The organism is Kitasatospora sp. NPDC088548 (genome assembly GCF_044753005.1).
Taxonomy (GTDB): domain Bacteria; phylum Actinomycetota; class Actinomycetes; order Streptomycetales; family Streptomycetaceae; genus Kitasatospora.
On the sequence record NZ_JBIVMI010000025.1, the window covers coordinates 85,468 to 104,091 of the forward strand.

Here is an 18,624-nt window from a genome sequence, read left to right on the forward strand (position 1 = left end):
GAACGGCCACCACGGTCGTCACGGTCACGGTTGAAGCCGCCCGAACGCTCGCGGTCGAAACCACCCGAACGACCACCACGGTCATCGCGGTCACGGTTGAAGCCACCCGAACGGCCACCACGGTCGTCACGGTCACGGTTGAAGCCGCCCGAACGCTCGCGGTCGAAACCACCCGAACGACCACCACGGTCATCGCGGTCACGGTCGCGGTTGAACGACGGACGCTCGTTGCGGGCCTCGCGGTACGCGGGGGTGCGCTCCTCCGTCGCCACCGGCGCGGCGGCGGCCGCCTCGTCCGTGGCCTCGGTGGTCTCGGCGGCCGGCGCCTCGTCCTCGATGCCCAGCTCGGCCCGCTCGCGCGCGGCACGCGCGGACAGGCGGTCGGCCTCCTCGCGCAGCTCGGTGGCGCGGCGCTGCGCGCGCTCCAGCTGGCGGGTCATGTCGGCGAGCTCGCGCTCGGCGGCACCGGCGATGCCGGCCGCGCTCTCGGCCTGGACCTCGATCAGCGAACGGGCGCCGGTGATCTTGGCGACCTCGGCGTCGAAGGCGTGGTCGAGGATGTGACGCGAGGCGTCGACGCCCGCGTCCTCCATCAGGCGGAAGACGCCACGGCGCTGGTGCGGCAGCACCAGGGTGACGACGGCGCCGGAGCGGCCGGCCCGCGCGGTGCGGCCGGAGCGGTGCAGGTAGTCCTTGTGGTCGCCGGCCGGGTCCACGTTGAGGACCAGGTCGATGCCGTCGACGTGGATGCCGCGGGCGGCGACGTCGGTGGCGACGACGACGTTGACGTAGCCGTCCTTGAAGTCGCCGAGGACGCGGGTACGGGCGCCCTGGGTCATGCCGCCGTGCAGCGCGTCGGCCTTCACGCCGGCCTCGATGAGCTGCTCGGCGACGCGGTCGGCGCCCATCTGGGTGCGGACGAAGATGATCGTGCGGCCCTTGCGGGCGGCGATCGCGTTGGTGATCGGCGCCTTGTCCTTGGGCTTCACCACGAGGATGTGGTGGGTCATGGTGGTGACCGCGCCGGCCGACGGGTCGACCTCGTGGGTGACCGGGTTCTTCAGGTAGCGCTTGACCAGGGTGTCGATCTCGTTCTCCAGGGTGGCGGAGAACAGCAGGCGCTGGCCGCCGGCCGGCACCTGGTCGAGGATCTCGGTGACCTCGGGCAGGAAGCCCATGTCGGCCATCTGGTCGGCCTCGTCGAGCACGACGGTCCGGACGTCCGCGAGCTTGGCGCTGCCACGGTTGATCAGGTCCCGCAGACGGCCGGGGGTGGCGACGAGGATGTCGACGCCGCGCTCCAGCGCGTAGATCTGGTTCGACATCGAGGTGCCGCCGCAGACGACCTTCAGCTTGAGGCCGAGCACCGAGCCGAACGGCTCCAGGGCGTCGGCGACCTGCATCGCCAGCTCGCGGGTCGGGACGAGGATCAGGCCGCGCGGGTGCTTGGGCTTGGTGCGCTCGCCGTCGGCGAGGCGGGTCAGCAGCGGCAGGCCGAAGCTGAGGGTCTTGCCGGAGCCGGTGCGGCCGCGGCCCAGGACGTCCTTGCCGGCCAGGGCGTCCGGGATGGTCGCGGCCTGGATCGGGAACGGGGTGGTGACACCGCGCTTGGCGAGGGCACGCACGACGTCGTCGTGCAGGCCCAGGTCGCCGAAGGTGAGGGTGGGCTCGGCGTCCTCCTCGGCCGCGACCTCGTCGGTCTCGACCTCGGCGGCGTCGGTGGCCTCGGCGGCGTCGTCGATCAGCTCGACCTCGACCGCGTCGGTGGTGGATTCGGTGGTGACATCGGCGGCGGACTCGCTCGCAGGCATGGCGAAGCGGGCGTCGTCAACGAGAGACATGCAAAACCTTCCGGAAGTGGCACGCGCCAAAGTCCGGGTTCTGTTTCACAACCGCCTCTATGCGGTCAGCCACGGATCGCCGGAACGCGCCAAGGGCGCCAGATGGGGATAGGGCGCCAGTCAAATGAATCAAACGAACGATCTACCACCATAGACGAACCTGGGGATCAGAGGCAAATGCCCTGGCCAGACCATTAGTGCCCACCCGCGCCAGGGCTCGGGGCCGAGGATCCGGAGCTGCTGGGCGACGGCCCCGGCCCCGGTGGGACGGTCGAGGCGGGCGAGGTGTGCCCGGCACCGGGCGGCGTGGCGGGCCCCCCGGTCGGGCTCGCCGCCGGGGTGCTCGCCGTACCGCCGCCGGACCGCCCCTCGCCGGTGCCGCCGCCCGTGCCGTCGGAGCCGCCCGCGCCGCCGGTCGACCCGCCGGCTGCCGAACCGGCCCCCGGATGAGGTGGAGGGCTGGCACTCACGCCCCCGGCCGCGCCGTTCGCGCCGGGCGCGGCCCCACCCGGGGCGGCGTCCGGTACGGGCGCCGCATCGATGGGAGCGCCGTTCACGCCGGGCGCCCCATCGCCGGACATCGGGGCCAGGCTCACGCCCGGCGCGTTCGCGCCCTGCAAGCCCCCGGGACGCTCCGCACGCCCCGAGGCACCGCCCTGGTGACCGACGGCACCCGGCGTGGCCGACGCCCCGCCGGTGGGCTTGCCGGACGCCCCGACCGCCCCGACCGGCACCGCGCCGCGCTTCTCGTCCGCACCCGACCCCACCGACATGCACCCGGTCAGTCCCAGTCCGGCCGCCGCCAGCGCCGCCGCGACCCGCACCACACCTGTCCGCACGGCCGTCGCCCGCGGATCCGTCCGCCGGACCGCCACCTCCCGCACCGAAACCACCGAGCTCCCTCTCTACGCCCCACCCGGCCGCCCGCTGCGCACGGCCACTTTCGGTGCCCAACGCGCGCGCGGGCCACCGGGACACGGGCAGCGCGGCAGGAAGCGGCGGACACCATCCACCCGGCGCAACGCCGACGCCCCGGCCCCCTCCCCGGCCGGGCCCTACCCCCAGAGCGCCGAGGCCAGCCCCGTCCCCGCGTACACCGCCGCCAGGCCCGCCACCACGCTGCCCGCCACATTGGCGAGCGCGTAACCGCCGGCCCCGCCCTCGACCAGCCGCAGCGTCTCGTACGAGAAGGTCGAGTACGTGGTCAGCGCCCCGCAGAACCCGGTGCCGAGCAGCAGCTGGACGTGCGAGGACGCCGCGCCCGCCGCCACCGCGCCCGCCACCAGCCCGAGCACCAGGCTGCCGGCCACGTTCACGGCGAAGGTGCCCCACGGGAACGCCGAGTCGTGCCGGGCCTGCACCGCCCGGTCGGTCAGGTACCGCAGCGGCGCGCCGACCACCGCTCCGGCCACCACCAGCAGCCAGTTCACCCCTGCTCCCCTCGCGGCTCCCCCGTGCCCCGCCGGATCAGACGGCGCGTCACGGCGGCCGCCGCCCACACCGCGGCCAGCGCCGCCAGCAGCGTCAGCCCCAGGTACGCCAGCCCGACCCCCGGACGCCCCTCCCCGACCAGCCGCCGGATGTCCACCGCGTACGTGGAGAACGTGGTGAACCCGCCCAGCACCCCGGTCCCGAAGAACGGCCGCAGCAGCGGATGCGCGGGCCGTCCCTCGGTGATCGCCACCAGGAAGACGCCGATCACCGCGCAGCCGAGCACGTTCACCACCAGCGTGGCCCACGGGAACTGCGCCGGCCCGTTCGGCCAGAGCAGCGCGGCCCCGTACCGGGCCGACGCGCCGAGCGCCCCGCCCGCCGCGACCACCGCCACCACCGGCCCCTGCCCGCGCAGCACCGGGGGCCGGCGTGGTGCCACCGCCCCGGGCCGCGCCCTCGCCGTGTCGTCCGAGGTCGCCATGGGCCCATCAAACACCGGCCCCGGCCACCTGGCACACCGTCACCGCAGACCCGACAATGATCCGGTGGAGATGACCCGGGAAGAGTTCGAGATGCTGGTCAGTGACGCCCTCGATCAGATTCCCCCCCAGCTCGCGGCGATGATGGACAACGTGGCGGTGTTCGTCGAGGACGAGCCCGACCCCGCCGACCCGGAACTCCTCGGCCTCTACGAGGGCACCCCGCTCACCGAGCGCGGCGAGTGGTACGCGGGCGTCCTGCCCGATCGGATCCTCGTCTACCGGGGCCCGACCCTGCGGCAGTGCGAGACCCGTGAGCAGGTGGTCGACGAGGTCCGCACCACGGTGATCCACGAGGTCGCCCACCACTTCGGCTTCGACGACCACGAGCTCGACGAGCTCGGCTGGTCCTGACCGCCCCGCCCCGGGACCCTCGCCCCACCTGGCCGAAACCCGTTTTGGCGATCCGCCCGACATCCCATATGCTTCTCGACGTCCCCGAGCGCTGGAAACAGCGGGACAGGCCGCAAGCCCTCATCGTCTAGTGGCCCAGGACGCCGCCCTTTCAAGGCGGTAGCACGGGTTCGAATCCCGTTGGGGGCACGCAGTACCGTAGTACAGTGCAGTACCGCAAGACCTAGTGGTGTCACACCACACAAGGTCCCGTGGAGCAGTTGGTTAGCTCGCCACCCTGTCAAGGTGGAGGTCGCGGGTTCAAGTCCCGTCGGGATCGCTCGTCTCGCAAGAGACGGTGCAGTACGGCCAGGTAGCTCAGTTGGTACGAGCGTCCGCCTGAAAAGCGGAAGGTCGCCGGTTCGACCCCGGCCCTGGCCACAAAGGCCTGAAAAGGCAAGATGCCCCGAAGCGATTCGCTTCGGGGCATCTTTTTTTGTGCTGTTCGGCGCCACCGGGACAGCGGATGGCCACGCTCCCCTCCCCCGCAGCAAGTACGTGCAAGGCGCAGCAGAAGGTCGTTCTTCTCCGCCTCGGGAAGGGCGGCGCGCCGGTCCTCGATGACGGAATCCGTCAGGCCCAAGGCAGGCAGGAAGCGCCGATGGAACGCGAGCGGCCACCCACTGTCGAACAGGTCCGAGGCCTCGCCGGCTGGATCGCGGTCGGCAAGCGAGGCCGCGAGGCTCTGTGCGGTCTTCACCCCACCGAGCGCAGTGAATCGGCGGCATCGCCAGGACCGAACCGGGAGGACACCACCCGGCTCCGGCCACGAGGCGGTGGGGCCCCGCCGGGCGGCCCGGCGGGGTCAGAGGCGGCTGCGGGTCTCGATGTCCTCGGTGAACTCCTGGATCGCCTGGGCGGTGAGGGTCGGCCGGGTGTCGGCGACCGCGGTGAGATAGTCCTCGGTGGTGGCCGGCTCGCCACGGCGGTGGACGACCTCACGTTCGAACGCCGTCTGCGCGCCCTTGCGGGCGGCGAACTCGATGTCGGCCGGGGTGAACAGCTCGCTGGCCCGCACCAGTTCGTCCACGTCCACCACCTCGGCGGACGCCCCGAGGTACCGGACCCAGATCGCCTTCCGGGCCGCCGGATTCGGCGGCCCGATCGGGATGACGTAGTCGAAGCGGCCCGGGCGCAGGAAGGCCTGGTCGAGGGAGCGTACGGAGTTGGTGGCGCAGATCAGCAGCCGGGCGTCGTGCTCGCGGAAACCGGGGATGAGCTTGAGCAGTTCGTTGGTCACCCCGTGGCTGGCGTCGACGGCGTGGCCCGAGCGTGTCCCGGCGATCTCCTCGACCTCGTCGATGAACACCAGCACCGCGTCCAGCCCGGCGAGTTCGGCGAAGGCGTCCCGCAGCGCGGCGGCCAGGCCGTCATCGGTGTCGGCCGCCAGCCGGGACGGGAACAGCTCCACGAACGGCCAGTTCAGCCGGGAGGCGACGGCCTTGGCGAAGCTGGTCTTCCCGGTGCCGGGCGGGCCGAAGAGAATGGCCGCCTTCGGTGGCGCGACGCCGTAGCGGTCGGCCAGCGCGGGTTCCGTCAGCGGCAGCACGATCCGGCGTTCGACGACCTGCTTCTCCCGCTCCATGCCCGCCATCGCCTCCCAGCGGCCCGGGGGCAGCATCAGTCCGCCCAGGCTCGCGATCACGTCGGCGTTGGCGGTTTCGGGCGGCTCCAGCCGTTCGTAGTAGGTGAGGCCGTCGCGCGGCAGGTAGCCGGAGTTCTCCAGGGCCTTCGCGCCGGTGGCGGAGGCCGGCAGCAGGGCGCCGATCCGGCGCACGCCCAGTGCCCGCAGCCGCTTTCCCAGCTCGGCGAGCAGGGCGCTGCCGATCCCCCGGTTGCGCCACCGGGACGCCAGTGCCACGAGCAGGATCCACGCCCGCTCACCGTTCGCCTGCGCCGCCACCATGCCGGCCAGTTCGTCGCCGACCACCGCGACCACCGCCGTCCGGCCGGACTGGCCCGCGGCCATCGCCTCGGAGACGGAGAACGCCGGATCCCCGTCGTCGGCCTGGCGGGTCTGGTCCCAGATCTGGATCGCCTGGTCCAGGTCGTCGTCGTGATAGTCGCGCAGACGCCACGCTGGCATCGTCACCACCTGCCCGGATCCGGAGGCTCCATTCTCCCCCGCCGGCCCGCCGCCCGCCCGGCGCACCCCGACGCGCCCGGCACGGTGGCGGTGGAGGCCGTCACCGCACCGAGCCGCGCCGTGCCCGGGTGTGACCGCCGGGCGGTCCGGTTCCGGCGTTAGGGTCTGCGGTGTCGGAGGGGGCTGCCGTGATGAGGAGAGCCACGCATGGAGTTCCTGGTCGACATGGTGACCGCTGTTCCGGAGGGCACCTCCGAGGAGGAGGTGGCGGAGATCCGGACCCGGGAGTCGGTGCGGGCGCGGGAACTGGCCGCGCGGGGAAGCCTGCTGCGCCTCTGGCGGCCGCCGTTCGCCCCGGGTGAGTGGCGCACCTGGGGGCTGTTCAGCGCGGACGACGCCGAGCGGTTGGAGCAGGTGCTGGCGTCGATGCCGCTGCGGGTGTGGCGGCACGACACGGTGACGGCGCTGTCCCCGCACCCGAGCGACCCGGGCCGCCCGGCGCCCGGACCGGCCCAGGAGCACACTCCGACGGCCACCAGCGGCACGGCCGGCCCCGAAGCGGTCCTGCGCGGCGTCCTCGACCGCTGGAAGGCCGCCGTCGACGCGCACGAGCCGCAACGGGTCGCCGCCTGCTTCACCGAGGACGCGATCTTCCAGGGGCTGCACCCCTACAGCGTCGGGAGGCAGGGCGTCGCCGACTACTACGACTCCCAGCCCCTCGGGATGACGGCCGAGTACCGGATTCTGGAGACCAGACGGCTCGCCGACGATCTCGTGCTCGGCTACCTGGACGTCGACTTCTCGTTCACCGACCGGCCCACGCTGGGCGTCCGCCTCGGCGTGCTGGTGCGGCGCGCGGCGGAGGGCGGCTGGTTCATCGGCCACTACCAGGTGTCCCGCCTCGACCGGCCCTGAATCCGTCGGTTCCGTTGCACGGCCCGGCGCGCCGCCGTACCGCACGCCTCCGGGTGGCTCGCGCGCCCCGCCCGCCCGGGGTTCGCACTTCTCCGCCACCGGCTGTGACACTGGAGGAGCTCGAAAACTGAGGTGCGCGCCGCCGCACCTCCTTGCGAACCTAGAGGGATGCCCGCAGTGAGTTCTCCCGCAGTCCAGTCCGCCAACGCGCCCATCGTGGGCCTCGGCATCGGCGAGCTGGCCGCCCGTCTGCCCGAGCTGACCCTGCGCGACCAGGTACGGATCGGGCGCCGGCTGGAGGGCGCCCGGCGGGTCCGCAAGCCCGACGCCCAGCAGAAGATCACCTCCGAGATCGCCGCCGACATCGACCGGGCCGAGCTGCTGGTGGAGCAGCGCCGCGCCGCCGTACCGGAGATCACCTACCCGGCGGAGCTGCCGGTCAGCCAGAAGAAGGACGAGATCCTGGCGGCCATCCGCGACCACCAGGTGGTGATCGTGGCGGGCGAGACCGGCTCCGGCAAGACCACCCAGATCCCGAAGATCTGCCTGGAGCTGGGCCGCGGCGTCAAGGGCCTGGTCGGCCACACCCAGCCCCGCCGGATCGCCGCCCGTACCGTGGCCGAGCGCGTCGCCGAGGAGTTGCGCACCCCGCTCGGCGAGGCGGTCGGCTGGAAGGTCCGGTTCACCGACCAGGTGGGCCAGGACACCCTGGTCAAGCTGATGACCGACGGCATCCTGCTCGCGGAGATCCAGACCGACCGCGAGCTGCGCCAGTACGACACCCTGATCATCGACGAGGCGCACGAGCGCAGCCTCAACATCGACTTCATCCTCGGGTACGTCAAGCAGTTGCTCCCCCGCCGCCCGGACCTCAAGGTCGTCATCACCTCGGCGACCATCGACCCCGAGCGCTTCGCCCGCCACTTCGGCGATGCCCCGATCGTCGAGGTGTCCGGCCGCACCTACCCGGTCGAGGTCCGCTACCGCCCGATCGTCGACGAGACGGACGACGCCGACGAGGCCTCCGACGTGGACCGCGACCGCGACCAGATCCAGGCGATCTGCGACGCCGCCGAGGAACTCCAGGCCGAGGGCCCGGGCGACATCCTGGTCTTCCTCTCCGGCGAGCGCGAGATCCGCGACACCGCCGACGCGCTCAACAAACTGAAACTGAAGTTCACCGAGGTCCTCCCGCTCTACGCCCGGCTGAGCTCGGCCGAGCAGCACAAGGTGTTCCAGCGTTCCAGCAGCCGCCGGATCGTGCTCGCCACCAACGTCGCCGAGACCTCCCTCACCGTCCCGGGCATCAAGTACGTGATCGACCCGGGCACCGCCCGCATCTCCCGCTACAGCCACCGCACCAAGGTGCAACGGCTGCCGATCGAGGCGGTCAGCCAGGCCAGCGCCAACCAGCGCAAGGGCCGCTGCGGCCGTACCTCGGACGGCATCTGCATCCGGCTGTACTCGGAGGAGGACTTCCTCGCCCGCCCCGAGTTCACCGACGCCGAGATCCTGCGCACCAACCTGGCCTCGGTCATCCTCCAGATGACCGCCGCCGGCCTCGGCGACATCGCCGCCTTCCCGTTCCTGGACCCGCCGGACTCCCGCAACATCAAGGACGGCGTCAACCTCCTGCACGAGCTCGGCGCCCTCGACCCGGCCGAGCAGGACGTCCGCAAGCGCCTCACCCCGCTGGGCCGCCAGCTGGCCCAGCTCCCGGTGGACCCGCGGATGGCCCGGATGGTGCTGGAGGCCGACAAGAACGGCTGCGTCCGCGACGTCATGGTGATCGCCGCCGCGCTCTCCATCCAGGACCCGCGCGAACGCCCCACCGAGAAGCGCCAGGCCGCCGACGACCGCCACCGCCGTTTCGCCTCGGAGACCTCCGACTTCCTCGCCTATCTCGCCATGTGGCGCTATGTGAGGGAGCAGCAGAAGGAGCTCTCCTCCTCCGCCTTCCGCCGGATGTGCAAGGCGGAGTTCCTGAACTACCTTCGGATACGGGAGTGGCAGGACATCTACTCCCAGCTGCGCACCGTCGCCAGGCAGCTGGGCGTGACGATCGAGGAGCCGCACCCGGACGCCGAGCCGGACGCCGACCGGATCCACCAGTCCCTGCTGGCCGGCCTGCTCTCGCACATCGGCCTGTACGACGTGGAGAAGCGCGAGTACGGCGGCGCGCGCGGCGCCCGGTTCGCCGTCTTCCCCGGCTCCGGCCTGTTCAAGAAGCCCCCGCGCTGGGTGATGTCCGCCGAACTGGTCGAGACCTCCCGGCTCTGGGCCCGGATCAACGCGAAGATCGAGCCCGAGTGGGTGGAGCCGCTGGCCGGCCACCTGATCAAGCGCAGCTACAGCGAACCGCACTGGGAGAAGAAGGCCGGCGCGGTGCTGGCGTACGAGAAGGTGACCCTCTACGGGATGCCGGTCGTCGCCCAGCGGAAGATCAACTACGGCCGGATCGACCCCGAGCTCTGCCGCGAGCTGTTCATCCGCAACGCGCTGGTCGAGGGCGACTGGGAGACCCACCACAAGTTCTTCGCCGAGAACCGCAAGCTGCTGAGCGAGGTCGAGGAGCTCGAGAACCGGGCCCGCCGCCGGGACATCATGGTCGACGACCAGACCCTGTTCGACTTCTACGACAGCCGGCTGCCGGACGACATCGTCTCCACCCGGCACTTCGACTCCTGGTGGAAGAAGGCCCGGCACGAGCAGCCGGACCTGCTCAACTTCGAGAAGTCGATGCTGATCAACGACTCGGCGGACGGCGTCACCGAGGCGGACTACCCGGACTACTGGCAGCAGGGCAAGCTCCGCTTCAAGCTGACCTACCAGTTCGAGCCGGGCAGCGACGCGGACGGCGTGACCGTCCACATCCCGCTCCCGGTGCTCAACCAGGTCACCGCCGAGGGCTTCGACTGGCAGATCCCGGGCCTGCGCGAGGAGCTGGTCACCGCCTACATCCGGGCGCTGCCCAAGGCGATCCGGCGCAACTTCGTCCCGGCCCCGGACTTCGCGAAGGCCGCGCTGCGCCAGGTGAAGGACCGGCAGGAGCCGCTGCTGCCGACCCTGGAGCACGTCCTCAAGCGGCTGACGGCGGTCACCGTACCGCCCGAGGCCTGGGACGACGAGCGGGTGCCCGACCACCTCAGGGTGACCTTCCGGGTGGTGGACGGCCGCAAGAAGCTCGCCGAGTCCAAGGACCTCGAGGAACTGCGGCTGCTGCTGAAGCCCAAGCTGAAGGAGACGCTCTCCTCGGCCGCCTCCGGCCAGGGCATCGAGCAGAGCGGGCTGACCGCCTGGCCGGCCTCGCTGCCGGTGCTCCAGCGCACCTTCGAGCAGCGCTCGCGCGGCCACTCGCTGCGCGCCTACCCGGCGCTGGTGGACGAGCGCGAGGCCGTCGGCATCAAGCTGTTCGACACCCCGCAGGCGCAGGCCCAGGCGATGTGGGAGGGCACCCGGCGGCTGCTGACGCTGACCACCAACTCCCCCGCCAAGTCGATCCAGGGCCGGCTGGGCAACCAGGCGAAGCTGGCGCTCTCCTACAACCCGCACGGCTCGATCCCGGCGCTGTTCGAGGACGTCGTCGCCTGCGCCACCGACCGGCTGATGACCCTGGCCGGAGGCCCGGCCTGGGACGAGGCGGCCTTCGGCAAGCTGCACGACAAGGTGCGGGCCGATCTGTACGACCTCTCGGCGGACACCACGCTGAAGACGGCCACCGCCCTGATCGCCTTCCACAAGGCGTCGACCCGGCTGAAGTCGGTGAGCAGCCCGGTGCTGCTGAACGCCGTGAACGACATCCGGCTGCATCTGGCCTCGCTGGTGTACCCCGGCTTCGTCACGGCCACCGGCTGGCAGCGGCTGCCGGACCTCAAGCGCTATCTGCTGGCGGTGGACCGCCGGCTGGAGGCACTGCCCAACCACCCGCAGCGGGACGCCCAGCAGCTGCTGAAGGTCCAGCAGGTGCAGCAGGCCTACGGGGAGCTGCTGGCGGCCGTCCCGGCCGGGCAGCAGCCGTCCCCGGAGCTGCGGTCGATCCGGTGGATGATCGAGGAGCTGCGGGTCAGTTTCTTCGCCCAGGCGCTCGGCACGCCGACGCCCGTCTCGGAGAAGCGGATCATGAAGGCGATGGAGGCGGCCCGGGCCGCTCTCTGAGCTGGGCGGGGGCCCTCAGGAGCCAGTTCGACCTGGGGGCCCACCATGGGCTACGATCTGTCTTGTTCGCAGCGCAGCAAGCGAGTGAACGAGATCAGAACACTCTGGTCCCGTGGAGCAGTTGGTTAGCTCGCCACCCTGTCAAGGTGGAGGTCGCGGGTTCAAGTCCCGTCGGGATCGCCGTAGCCGAGAGGCCCGGAACCGTATTGGTTCCGGGCCTCTCGCGTTTCACCGCGCAGCGCATTACCTCGCACTAGGTCTAGACCACAAGTGACCGTGCGTGTGATGGTCGTCACTTATCTTTCCCTGAAACCGGGCAGCCGACACCCCCTCCGCACGGGCACTAATTTAATATATAAAATTGCACATCCATTACCAGTAAATCCCCCCCACCTCATAACCATCAAATCGTTATCCGGAGTTCAACATTCCGACCGGTCGGAGCGGAACCCGCCGGACACATCCGGCCGGGCGTCCGGACCGCCCTCCGGGCATGGCAAAGGGGCCGCTTACCGGACCCGGCGGAGTCCGGTTAGCAGCCCCTTTAAAGAGCCTTTGGCCTATCAGGCTTCGGTGCGCTGAGCCGGAATGCCGGCCAGCAGAGCACGCACCTCCGCCTCGCGATAACGGCGGTGCCCGCCAAGCGTGCGAATGGATGTCAGCTTGCCCGCCTTGGCCCAGCGGGTGACCGTCTTCGGGTCTACGCGGAACATGGTGGCAACCTCTGCCGGCGTCAGCAGCGGCTCAGCATCAGGGGTACGAGCGGTCATGAGCGGCCTCCTCGGGAGAACCGAACCAGGGCGGTTCTATCCTTCAAATTCTGCACCTTGGCCCGCGATGCCCGAAATGGCATAGACGGGCCGAGTCGGTTATAGGACGAACGGCTTGTCCTGGTGTCTACAACTACACCATCCGTCCAGCCCTATCGACCAAACCGCCAAAATTGACCCCTCACGGGTTCAAGGCCGACGGATGGCGATGGACCACCCCATAACGGACGGTCACGCTATCGCGACATCCGGTTACGAGGGGACCAGACCCTCCGTTTCCCCGCAAAGCACGCATCGACTCCAGAACCACCCAAAAGTGGGCACGCTCACGTGAAGTTGGGCTGGTTGTCCCATTTTTGCACATAGGGGTGAGTTCGCGTCAACGGTGAGTAGTGTCACGTTCGATAGCTATTGACCCGAACCAGGACCTTGGTCATAACGCTCAGGCCGTAGGACTCTTACAGTCTTACAAGTACCACCGACACTGGGCCCGGCCAGCGATGACGTCTCCTCGACCGGGCCGGCCCGGACCGCTCAGTTCGCGTACCGCAGCGCCAGCACCCGCCGCCAGCGCGCCGTCAGCTCCTCGTACGCCCGCAGCGCCTCCGTCATGTCCCCCGCCCGCAGCGCGCGCAGCCCGCCCTCCAGCTCCCCCGCCGAACGGTCCGCCAGCAGCCGCTCGGGCCCCAGCAGATGCACCAGCCCCCCGTAGTCCAGCTCCACCAGCGAACGCGGATGGAACTCCTCCAGCCACCGGCCCACCTGTTCCGCCCCCCGCACCAGCTCCCCCTCCGGCACCGCCTCGCGCAGCGCCCGGTACGCCCGGGCCACCCGCCGGCGCGCCTGCGCCATCGGCGTCAGATAGAACAGTGTCGCCGCCCCCTCCTCTTCCTCCCCCTCCACGGCCGGAACGAAGCAGCGGTCCTCCTCCCCGAACGGCAGGAACCACCGCACCGGCACCTCCCACCGGCTGGTCAGGATCCACGGCCGGGCGTCCGGGTGCTCGGCCCGCCAGCGCTCCCGGTCCGCCTCCGCGGCCTCCCGGGTCGCCGGCGGCAGCGCGGTGTCCACCAGCGCCACCGGCGCCCCCGACCGCAGTTCCTCCAGCGCCTGCCAGCTGCGCAGCCTGGTCGCCCACGGGCAGACGTACAGCACCCCGTCCAGGGCCCGGACGAAGGCCCGCTCGCTCTCCCGCTCCGGCAGCGCCCGGGGCGTGCGGCCGACCAGCTCCGCCAGGGCCTCCCGCTGCTCCTCCAGCACCGCCGCCGCCACCGGCCGCTCCGCCGCCGCCGCGTCCGGGCCGTGCTCCGCCGCATAGACCTGCCAGCGTGTGCGGTCGGGCTCCGGGTAGGCGGCCAGCGGCTCGTAGACCCGCAGGTGGGCGGCGTAGGGCGGAAGTACGGAGGTGCGTACGACGGTCACGTTCTGCATCGTCGCACGCGCCACCCTCCGCCCGGGAGGGCGCGGGCCGGGAACCGTTCGCCGCCCCTCTCCCCATGCCCCCGTCTCACTCCTCGGACAACCTGGGCAAGCTCGGACAAGAGGGCGGATCGGCGGCGCCCCCACGACTACGCTTCGCCCTAGGCGCCCGCACCACAGCAGCGGGCCTCGGATACTGGAGTCACCACAGTGACCGACGTACAGACCGCATCCGCCACGTACCCCGCACCCGGCGTGCTCGGCAGGATCTTCCGTACCGAACAGGACGGCGTCCCCGGCGACGGCCACGAGCAGGTCGTTCTCTGCCACGACCGCAGCTCCGGCCTCAAGGCGATCATCGCGATCCACTCCACCGCGCTGGGCCCGGCCCTCGGCGGCACCCGCTTCTTCCCGTACGCCTCCGAGGAGGCGGCACTGGAGGACGCGCTGAACCTCTCGCGCGGCATGTCCTACAAGAACGCGCTCGCCGGGCTCGACCTCGGCGGCGGCAAGGCCGTCATCATCGGCGATCCCGGCAAGGACAAGAACGAGGCGATGCTCCGCGCCTACGGCCGCTTCGTGCAGTCGCTGCGCGGCCGCTACATCACCGCGTGCGACGTGGGCACCTACGTCCAGGACATGGACGTCATCGCGCGCGAGACCGAGTTCGTGACGGGCCGTTCCCCCGAGCACGGCGGCGCCGGCGACTCCTCCATCCTGACCGCCTTCGGCGTCTTCCAGGGCATGCGCGCCACCGCCCAGGCCCGCTGGGGCCAGCCGACGCTGCGCGGCAAGCGGGTCGGCGTCGCGGGCGTCGGCAAGGTCGGCCACTACCTGGTCGGCCACCTGGTCGCGGACGGCGCCACCGTCGTCATCACCGATGTCGCCGAGGCCGCCGTCAACCGCGTCCGCGCCGCCCACCCGGAGGTGGAGGTCGTCGCGGACACCGCCGCCCTGCTCCGGGCCAGCCTGGACGTCTACGCCCCCTGTGCCCTCGGCGGCGCGCTCACCGACGACACCGTGGCCGCCCTCGGCGAGCTCGGCACCGCGGTCGTCTGCGGCGCGGCCAACAACCAGCTGGCCCACCCCGGCGTCGAGAAGGACCTCGCCGACCGCGGCATCCTCTACGCCCCGGACTACCTGGTGAACTCCGGCGGCGTGATCCAGGTCGCCGACGAGATCGACGGCTTCAACTTCGAGCGGGCCAAGAACAAGGCCACCAAGATCTTCGACACCACTCTGGAGATCTTCACCCGGGCCACCGCCGACGGCGTCCCGCCGGCCGTCGCCGCCGACCGCCTGGCGGAGAAGCGGATGCGGGAGATCAGCGCGCTGCGCTCGGTCCTGCTGCCGGCTTCCCGCCGGGGCTGACGCCCGCTCACGTGACCCCGGTGCGCGGGGGACGGTCCCTTCCGTCCCCCGCGCATCACAATGTGGAACCGGATTCTCACTTCTGCGCCCGATCGGGTGATCCAACGCCCCCCTTGGGGGGATAATCGATCCGGGAACGACGGACCTGAGATACCTACGGACAGCGCGCAAAACGCCGCAATACCTCCCCTGACCTGGGACGACCTGGTCGCGGGTGCGGCAGGTGCGCGCCACGTCACACTGACGACGTACCGTCCAGCGGCAGAAACAGGTACCGTTAATGCTCCAAGGGACGGTTCTCCCCATTCGGGCAGGCCGCTCCTGATCATGAACACGTGTCAGACTCGGGGCCGTGAGCCCCATCGTTGAGGGGGTCGACCCATGGGGCGCGGCCGGGCCAAGGCCAAGCAGACGAAGGTCGCCCGCGAGCTGAAGTACAACAGCGGCGGGTTTGACGCCAATCGTCTGTCCAACGAGCTGGGCGTATCGCCCTCTACCGCTTCGATCGAGCCAGAGCCGATCGAAGAAGAAGAGGACGACGACCCCTACGCGGAATACGCGGCTCGCTACGCCGACGACGACGAGGACGACGACACCGAGTCGGGTACCGGGCCATCCCAGGCCCGCCGCCGCGCGTAGTCACAGTCTGGCCTGACCGGCCCTGGCGCTCAGAGCGCCGGGCCGGTTTTCGGCGTCCCCGCGGCCGTTCCGCGGGTTGTTCCGTGACCGTTCCGCCGGACCGTCGCACCGGGCGTCCCGGGCTCGCCGGTCCGGCGCCGGACCGGCGGTCCGCCCCCGACGGGAAGAGCCCCTCCGGTACCGGAGGGGCTCTTCGGGTATCCGGAGGCCTGCTCAGCCCGCCGTGAAGCCCTCGTACGCGTTGTAGAGCGCCGCGCCGCCCTCGTGCCCGTCCGCGCGCTCGACGATGTCACCGAGCAGCCAGGACTCGACGCCGCGGTCCTCCAGGACCGACAGCACGACGTCCACCGAGTGCGGCGGGACGACCGCGACCATGCCGACGCCCATGTTGAGCGTCTTCTCGATCTCCAGGGTGGCCACCTTGCCGACCTGGGCGACGGTCTGGAACACCGGCAGCGGGGTCCAGGTGCCGCGGTCCAGGCGGGCGTGCAGGCCCTCCGGGATGACCCGGGCCAGGTTGGCCGCCAGGCCGCCGCCGGTGACGTGCGAGAAGGCGTGGATCTCGGTGGCGCGGGTGAGCGCCAGGCAGTCCAGCGAGTAGATCCGGGTCGGCTCCAGCAGCTCCTCGCCGAGGGTGCGGCCGAACTCCTCGACCTTGCGGTCCAGCTTCCAGCCGGCCTCGTTCAGCAGCACGTGGCGGACCAGCGAGTAGCCGTTGGAGTGCAGGCCGGAGGCGGCCATCGCGATCACCACGTCGCCGGCCCGGACCCGGTCCGCGCCCAGCAGCGCGTCCGCCTCGACCACGCCGGTGCCCGCGCCCGCGACGTCGTACTCGTCCGGGCCGAGCAGACCCGGGTGCTCGGCGGTCTCCCCGCCGACCAGGGCGCAGCCGGCCAGCGCACAGCCCTCGGCGATGCCCTTGACGATCGCGGCGACCCGCTCGGGCACGACCTTGCCGACGCAGATGTAGTCGGTCATGAACAGCGGCTCGGCACCGCACACCACCAGGTCGTCGACGACCATGCCGACCAGGTCGTGGCCGATGGTGTCGTGCTTGTCCATGGCGGCGGCGATGGCGACCTTGGTCCCCACACCGTCGGTGGCCGAGGCCAGCAGCGGCCGCTCGTAGCGCTTGAAGGCGGACGCGTCGAAGAGCCCGGCGAAGCCGCCGAGGCCGCCGACCACCTCGGGGCGGCTCGCCTTCTTCACCCACTGCTTCATGAGCTCGACGGCGCGGTCGCCCGCCTCGATGTCGACGCCGGCGGCGGCGTAGGTGGCGCCGTTCTGGTTCGTGGTCACTGCGGTGCGGCCCTTTCGGGTCAGTGGGGGGATGGAACAGCGGTGGGGCCCCGGTTCCGGGACCCCACCAGGGCTTGCTAGGGGCGGCGCAGGGCGTCGGCCGCGCCCGCTCCGCCGAGCAGGGACTGGACACCGTCCAGATCGCTGCCGGTCGGCTTGCCGCGGACCGCCGGCGGCTGCTGGCCGCCCTTGATCTCGGCCTCCAGCAGGAGTTTCCCGAGCAGCGCCGGGTCGGGCAGCTCCATCGGGTACTCGCCGTCGAAGCAGGCCCGGCAGAGCCGGTCCTTCGGCTGCTTGGTGGCTTCGATCATGCCGTCGATCGAGATGTAGGCGAGCGAGTCGGCGCCGAGCGTGCGGCCGATCTCCTCGACGGTCATCCCGTTGGCGATCAGCTCCGCGCGGGTGGCGAAGTCGATGCCGAAGAAGCACGGCCACTTCACCGGCGGCGAGGAGATCCGGATGTGCACCTCGGCCGCGCCGGCCTCGCGCAGCATCCGGACCAGCGCGCGCTGGGTGTTGCCGCGCACGATCGAGTCGTCGACCACGACCAGGCGCTTGCCCGCGATGACTTCCTTCAGCGGGTTGAGCTTGAGGCGGATGCCGAGCTGGCGGATGGTCTGGCTGGGCTGGATGAAGGTACGGCCCACATAGGCGTTCTTCACCAGGCCGGAGCCGTACGGGATGCCGCTGGCCTCGGCGTAGCCGATGGCGGCCGGAGTACCGGACTCCGGGGTCGCTATCACCAGGTCGGCCTCGACGGGCGCCTCGGCGGCCAGCTTGCGGCCCATCTCCACGCGGGAGAGGTGCACGTTGCGGCCGGCGATGGAGGTGTCGGGGCGGGCCAGGTAGACGTACTCGAAGACGCAGCCCTTGGGCTTGGCCTCGGCGAAGCGGGAGGTCCGCATGCCGTTCTCGTCGATGGCGATCAGCTCGCCGGGCTCGACCTCGCGGATGAAGGAGGCGCCGCAGATGTCGAGCGCCGCCGTCTCGGAGGCGACCACCCAGCCGCGCTCCAGCCGGCCGAGGACCAGCGGGCGGATGCCCTGCGGGTCGCGGGCGGCGTAGAGCGTGTGCTCGTCCATGAAGACGAGCGAGAACGCGCCCTTGACCTTGGGCAGGACGAGCTTGGCCGTCTCCTCTATGGAGAGGTCCGGGTGGCCGGCGAGCAGCGCGGTCACCAGGTCGGTGTCGTTGGTCGCGGCGGCCCGGCCCGAGCGGGAGACGTGCTCCTCACCGGGCAGTTCGGCGACCATGGCCGCCAGTTCGGCGGTGTTCACCAGGTTTCCGTTGTGCCCGAGGGCCAGCGAACCGTGAACGGTCGCCCGGAAGGTCGGCTGGGCGTTCTCCCAGACCGAGGAACCGGTGGTCGAGTAGCGGGCGTGTCCGACGGCGATATGCCCGTGCAACGACCCCAGGGAGGCCTCGTCGAAGACCTGGGAAACGAGCCCCATGTCCTTGAAGACGAGAATCTGGGAGCCGTTGCTCACTGCGATGCCCGCGGATTCCTGACCGCGGTGCTGCAGGGCGTAAAGGCCGAAGAACGTGAGCTTGGCGACCTCCTCGCCGGGAGCCCAGACACCGAAGACGCCGCAAGCGTCCTGGGGGCCTTTCTCACCGGGAAGAAGATCGTGGTTGAGTCTTCCGTCACCACGTGGCACGCCTTCGAGTCTAGGGCAGTTGGCGCGGGCTTCCGGAACCAGGGAGGCGCGGATTGTTGGCCGAACGTTCAGTAACGCGCGTAGACGAAACCCCTTACCCAACGC

Annotated in this window: 13 protein-coding genes, 4 tRNA genes and 1 pseudogene; 10 read left to right on the plus strand and 8 right to left on the minus strand. The window is 71.1% G+C overall.

Annotated features, from left to right (window positions below; genetic code table 11):
* The 3 genes from ACIP82_RS27895 to crcB (ACIP82_RS27905) form a co-directional block, all read right to left on the minus strand.
* On the minus strand, positions 1 to 1,841 hold a 1,841-nt coding region (locus ACIP82_RS27895; RefSeq protein WP_400657244.1), incomplete at its 3' end, for a DEAD/DEAH box helicase.
* Positions 1,842 to 2,896: 1,055 nt separating this feature from the next.
* A complete protein-coding gene (gene crcB / locus ACIP82_RS27900) occupies positions 2,897 to 3,271 on the minus strand; it encodes a fluoride efflux transporter CrcB (protein ID WP_363611049.1) in 375 nt (124 codons plus the stop codon).
* Positions 3,268 to 3,756, minus strand: a complete 489-nt coding sequence (gene crcB / locus ACIP82_RS27905) for a fluoride efflux transporter CrcB (protein ID WP_400657247.1) — start codon at positions 3,754 to 3,756, stop codon at positions 3,268 to 3,270. Before crcB (ACIP82_RS27905) ends, crcB (ACIP82_RS27900) begins: the two co-directional genes overlap by 4 nt.
* Before the next feature lie 70 nt (positions 3,757 to 3,826).
* Here crcB (ACIP82_RS27905) and ACIP82_RS27910 point away from each other — a divergent pair, with 70 nt between their 5' ends.
* The 4 genes from ACIP82_RS27910 to ACIP82_RS27925 all read left to right on the plus strand — a co-directional run bounded on the left by ACIP82_RS27910 (position 3,827) and on the right by ACIP82_RS27925 (position 4,588).
* Entirely contained in the window at positions 3,827 to 4,168 is a 342-nt protein-coding gene (locus ACIP82_RS27910; RefSeq protein ID WP_363611053.1) for a metallopeptidase family protein, read from the plus strand.
* 116 nt (positions 4,169 to 4,284) lie between these two features.
* Positions 4,285 to 4,357 (plus strand) — tRNA-Glu (locus ACIP82_RS27915).
* Between the two features lie 56 nt (positions 4,358 to 4,413).
* Positions 4,414 to 4,487, plus strand: a tRNA-Asp gene (locus tag ACIP82_RS27920).
* Positions 4,488 to 4,514: 27 nt separating this feature from the next.
* Positions 4,515 to 4,588, plus strand: a tRNA-Phe gene (locus ACIP82_RS27925).
* A gap of 424 nt (positions 4,589 to 5,012) precedes the next feature.
* On the opposite strand, the gene ACIP82_RS27930 is transcribed toward ACIP82_RS27925, so the two are convergent.
* Positions 5,013 to 6,293 carry an ATP-binding protein gene (locus tag ACIP82_RS27930; protein WP_400657250.1) on the minus strand — a complete coding sequence of 427 codons (1,281 nt, stop codon included), beginning with the start codon at positions 6,291 to 6,293 and terminating at the stop codon, positions 5,013 to 5,015.
* A gap of 207 nt (positions 6,294 to 6,500) precedes the next feature.
* Here ACIP82_RS27930 and ACIP82_RS27935 point away from each other — a divergent pair.
* From ACIP82_RS27935 to ACIP82_RS27950, 4 genes and pseudogenes are all read left to right on the plus strand, one after another.
* Positions 6,501 to 6,767, plus strand: a pseudogene (locus ACIP82_RS27935) (muconolactone Delta-isomerase family protein); the annotation flags it as partial.
* A 90-nt stretch (positions 6,768 to 6,857) separates the two neighbouring features.
* Positions 6,858 to 7,208, plus strand: a complete 351-nt coding sequence (locus tag ACIP82_RS27940; protein WP_363605494.1) for an SgcJ/EcaC family oxidoreductase — start codon at positions 6,858 to 6,860, stop codon at positions 7,206 to 7,208.
* A 168-nt stretch (positions 7,209 to 7,376) separates the two neighbouring features.
* The gene (gene hrpA, locus ACIP82_RS27945; protein ID WP_400657252.1) at positions 7,377 to 11,363 is read left to right on the plus strand and encodes an ATP-dependent RNA helicase HrpA; all 3,987 of its coding nucleotides are present in this window, start codon (positions 7,377 to 7,379) and stop codon (positions 11,361 to 11,363) included.
* 106 nt (positions 11,364 to 11,469) lie between these two features.
* Positions 11,470 to 11,543 (plus strand) — tRNA-Asp (locus ACIP82_RS27950).
* Between the two features lie 383 nt (positions 11,544 to 11,926).
* On the opposite strand, the gene bldC is transcribed toward ACIP82_RS27950, so the two are convergent.
* Together bldC and ACIP82_RS27960 are read right to left on the minus strand one after the other, a co-directional pair.
* A complete protein-coding gene (gene bldC / locus ACIP82_RS27955) occupies positions 11,927 to 12,133 on the minus strand; it encodes a developmental transcriptional regulator BldC (protein WP_014137253.1) in 207 nt (68 codons plus the stop codon).
* Between the two features lie 534 nt (positions 12,134 to 12,667).
* Positions 12,668 to 13,564, minus strand: coding sequence for a hypothetical protein (locus ACIP82_RS27960; RefSeq protein ID WP_363605444.1), 897 nt, complete (start codon positions 13,562 to 13,564; stop codon positions 12,668 to 12,670).
* 198 nt (positions 13,565 to 13,762) lie between these two features.
* Between ACIP82_RS27960 and ACIP82_RS27965 the strand changes: the two genes are divergently transcribed.
* Both ACIP82_RS27965 and ACIP82_RS27970 read left to right on the plus strand, forming a co-directional pair.
* Complete coding sequence (locus tag ACIP82_RS27965) at positions 13,763 to 14,923, plus strand: Glu/Leu/Phe/Val dehydrogenase dimerization domain-containing protein (RefSeq protein ID WP_400657256.1); 1,161 nt, start codon at positions 13,763 to 13,765, stop codon at positions 14,921 to 14,923.
* Between the two features lie 381 nt (positions 14,924 to 15,304).
* A complete protein-coding gene (locus tag ACIP82_RS27970; protein ID WP_363605442.1) occupies positions 15,305 to 15,562 on the plus strand; it encodes a DUF3073 domain-containing protein in 258 nt (85 codons plus the stop codon).
* 213 nt (positions 15,563 to 15,775) lie between these two features.
* Here ACIP82_RS27970 and purM read toward each other — a convergent pair whose 3' ends face one another.
* Both purM and purF read right to left on the minus strand, forming a co-directional pair.
* A complete protein-coding gene (gene purM / locus ACIP82_RS27975) occupies positions 15,776 to 16,861 on the minus strand; it encodes a phosphoribosylformylglycinamidine cyclo-ligase (RefSeq protein WP_363605440.1) in 1,086 nt (361 codons plus the stop codon).
* Between the two features lie 77 nt (positions 16,862 to 16,938).
* Positions 16,939 to 18,519 carry an amidophosphoribosyltransferase gene (purF, locus tag ACIP82_RS27980; RefSeq protein ID WP_363605438.1) on the minus strand — a complete coding sequence of 527 codons (1,581 nt, stop codon included), beginning with the start codon at positions 18,517 to 18,519 and terminating at the stop codon, positions 16,939 to 16,941.
* Positions 18,520 to 18,624 lie beyond the last annotated feature (105 nt).

Excerpts from the sequence above, each read along its gene's own strand:
- crcB (WP_400657247.1), bottom strand. The coding sequence starts at position 3,756 with ATGGCGACCTCGGACGACACGGCGAGGGCGCGGCCCGGGGCGGTGGCA.
- ACIP82_RS27910 (WP_363611053.1), top strand. The coding sequence starts at position 3,827 with ATGACCCGGGAAGAGTTCGAGATGCTGGTCAGTGACGCCCTCGATCAG.
- ACIP82_RS27930 (WP_400657250.1), bottom strand. The coding sequence starts at position 6,293 with ATGCCAGCGTGGCGTCTGCGCGACTATCACGACGACGACCTGGACCAG.
- hrpA (WP_400657252.1), top strand. The coding sequence starts at position 7,377 with ATGCCCGCAGTGAGTTCTCCCGCAGTCCAGTCCGCCAACGCGCCCATC.
- bldC (WP_014137253.1), bottom strand. The coding sequence starts at position 12,133 with ATGACCGCTCGTACCCCTGATGCTGAGCCGCTGCTGACGCCGGCAGAG.
- ACIP82_RS27960 (WP_363605444.1), bottom strand. The coding sequence starts at position 13,564 with ATGCAGAACGTGACCGTCGTACGCACCTCCGTACTTCCGCCCTACGCC.
- ACIP82_RS27970 (WP_363605442.1), top strand. The coding sequence starts at position 15,305 with ATGGGGCGCGGCCGGGCCAAGGCCAAGCAGACGAAGGTCGCCCGCGAG.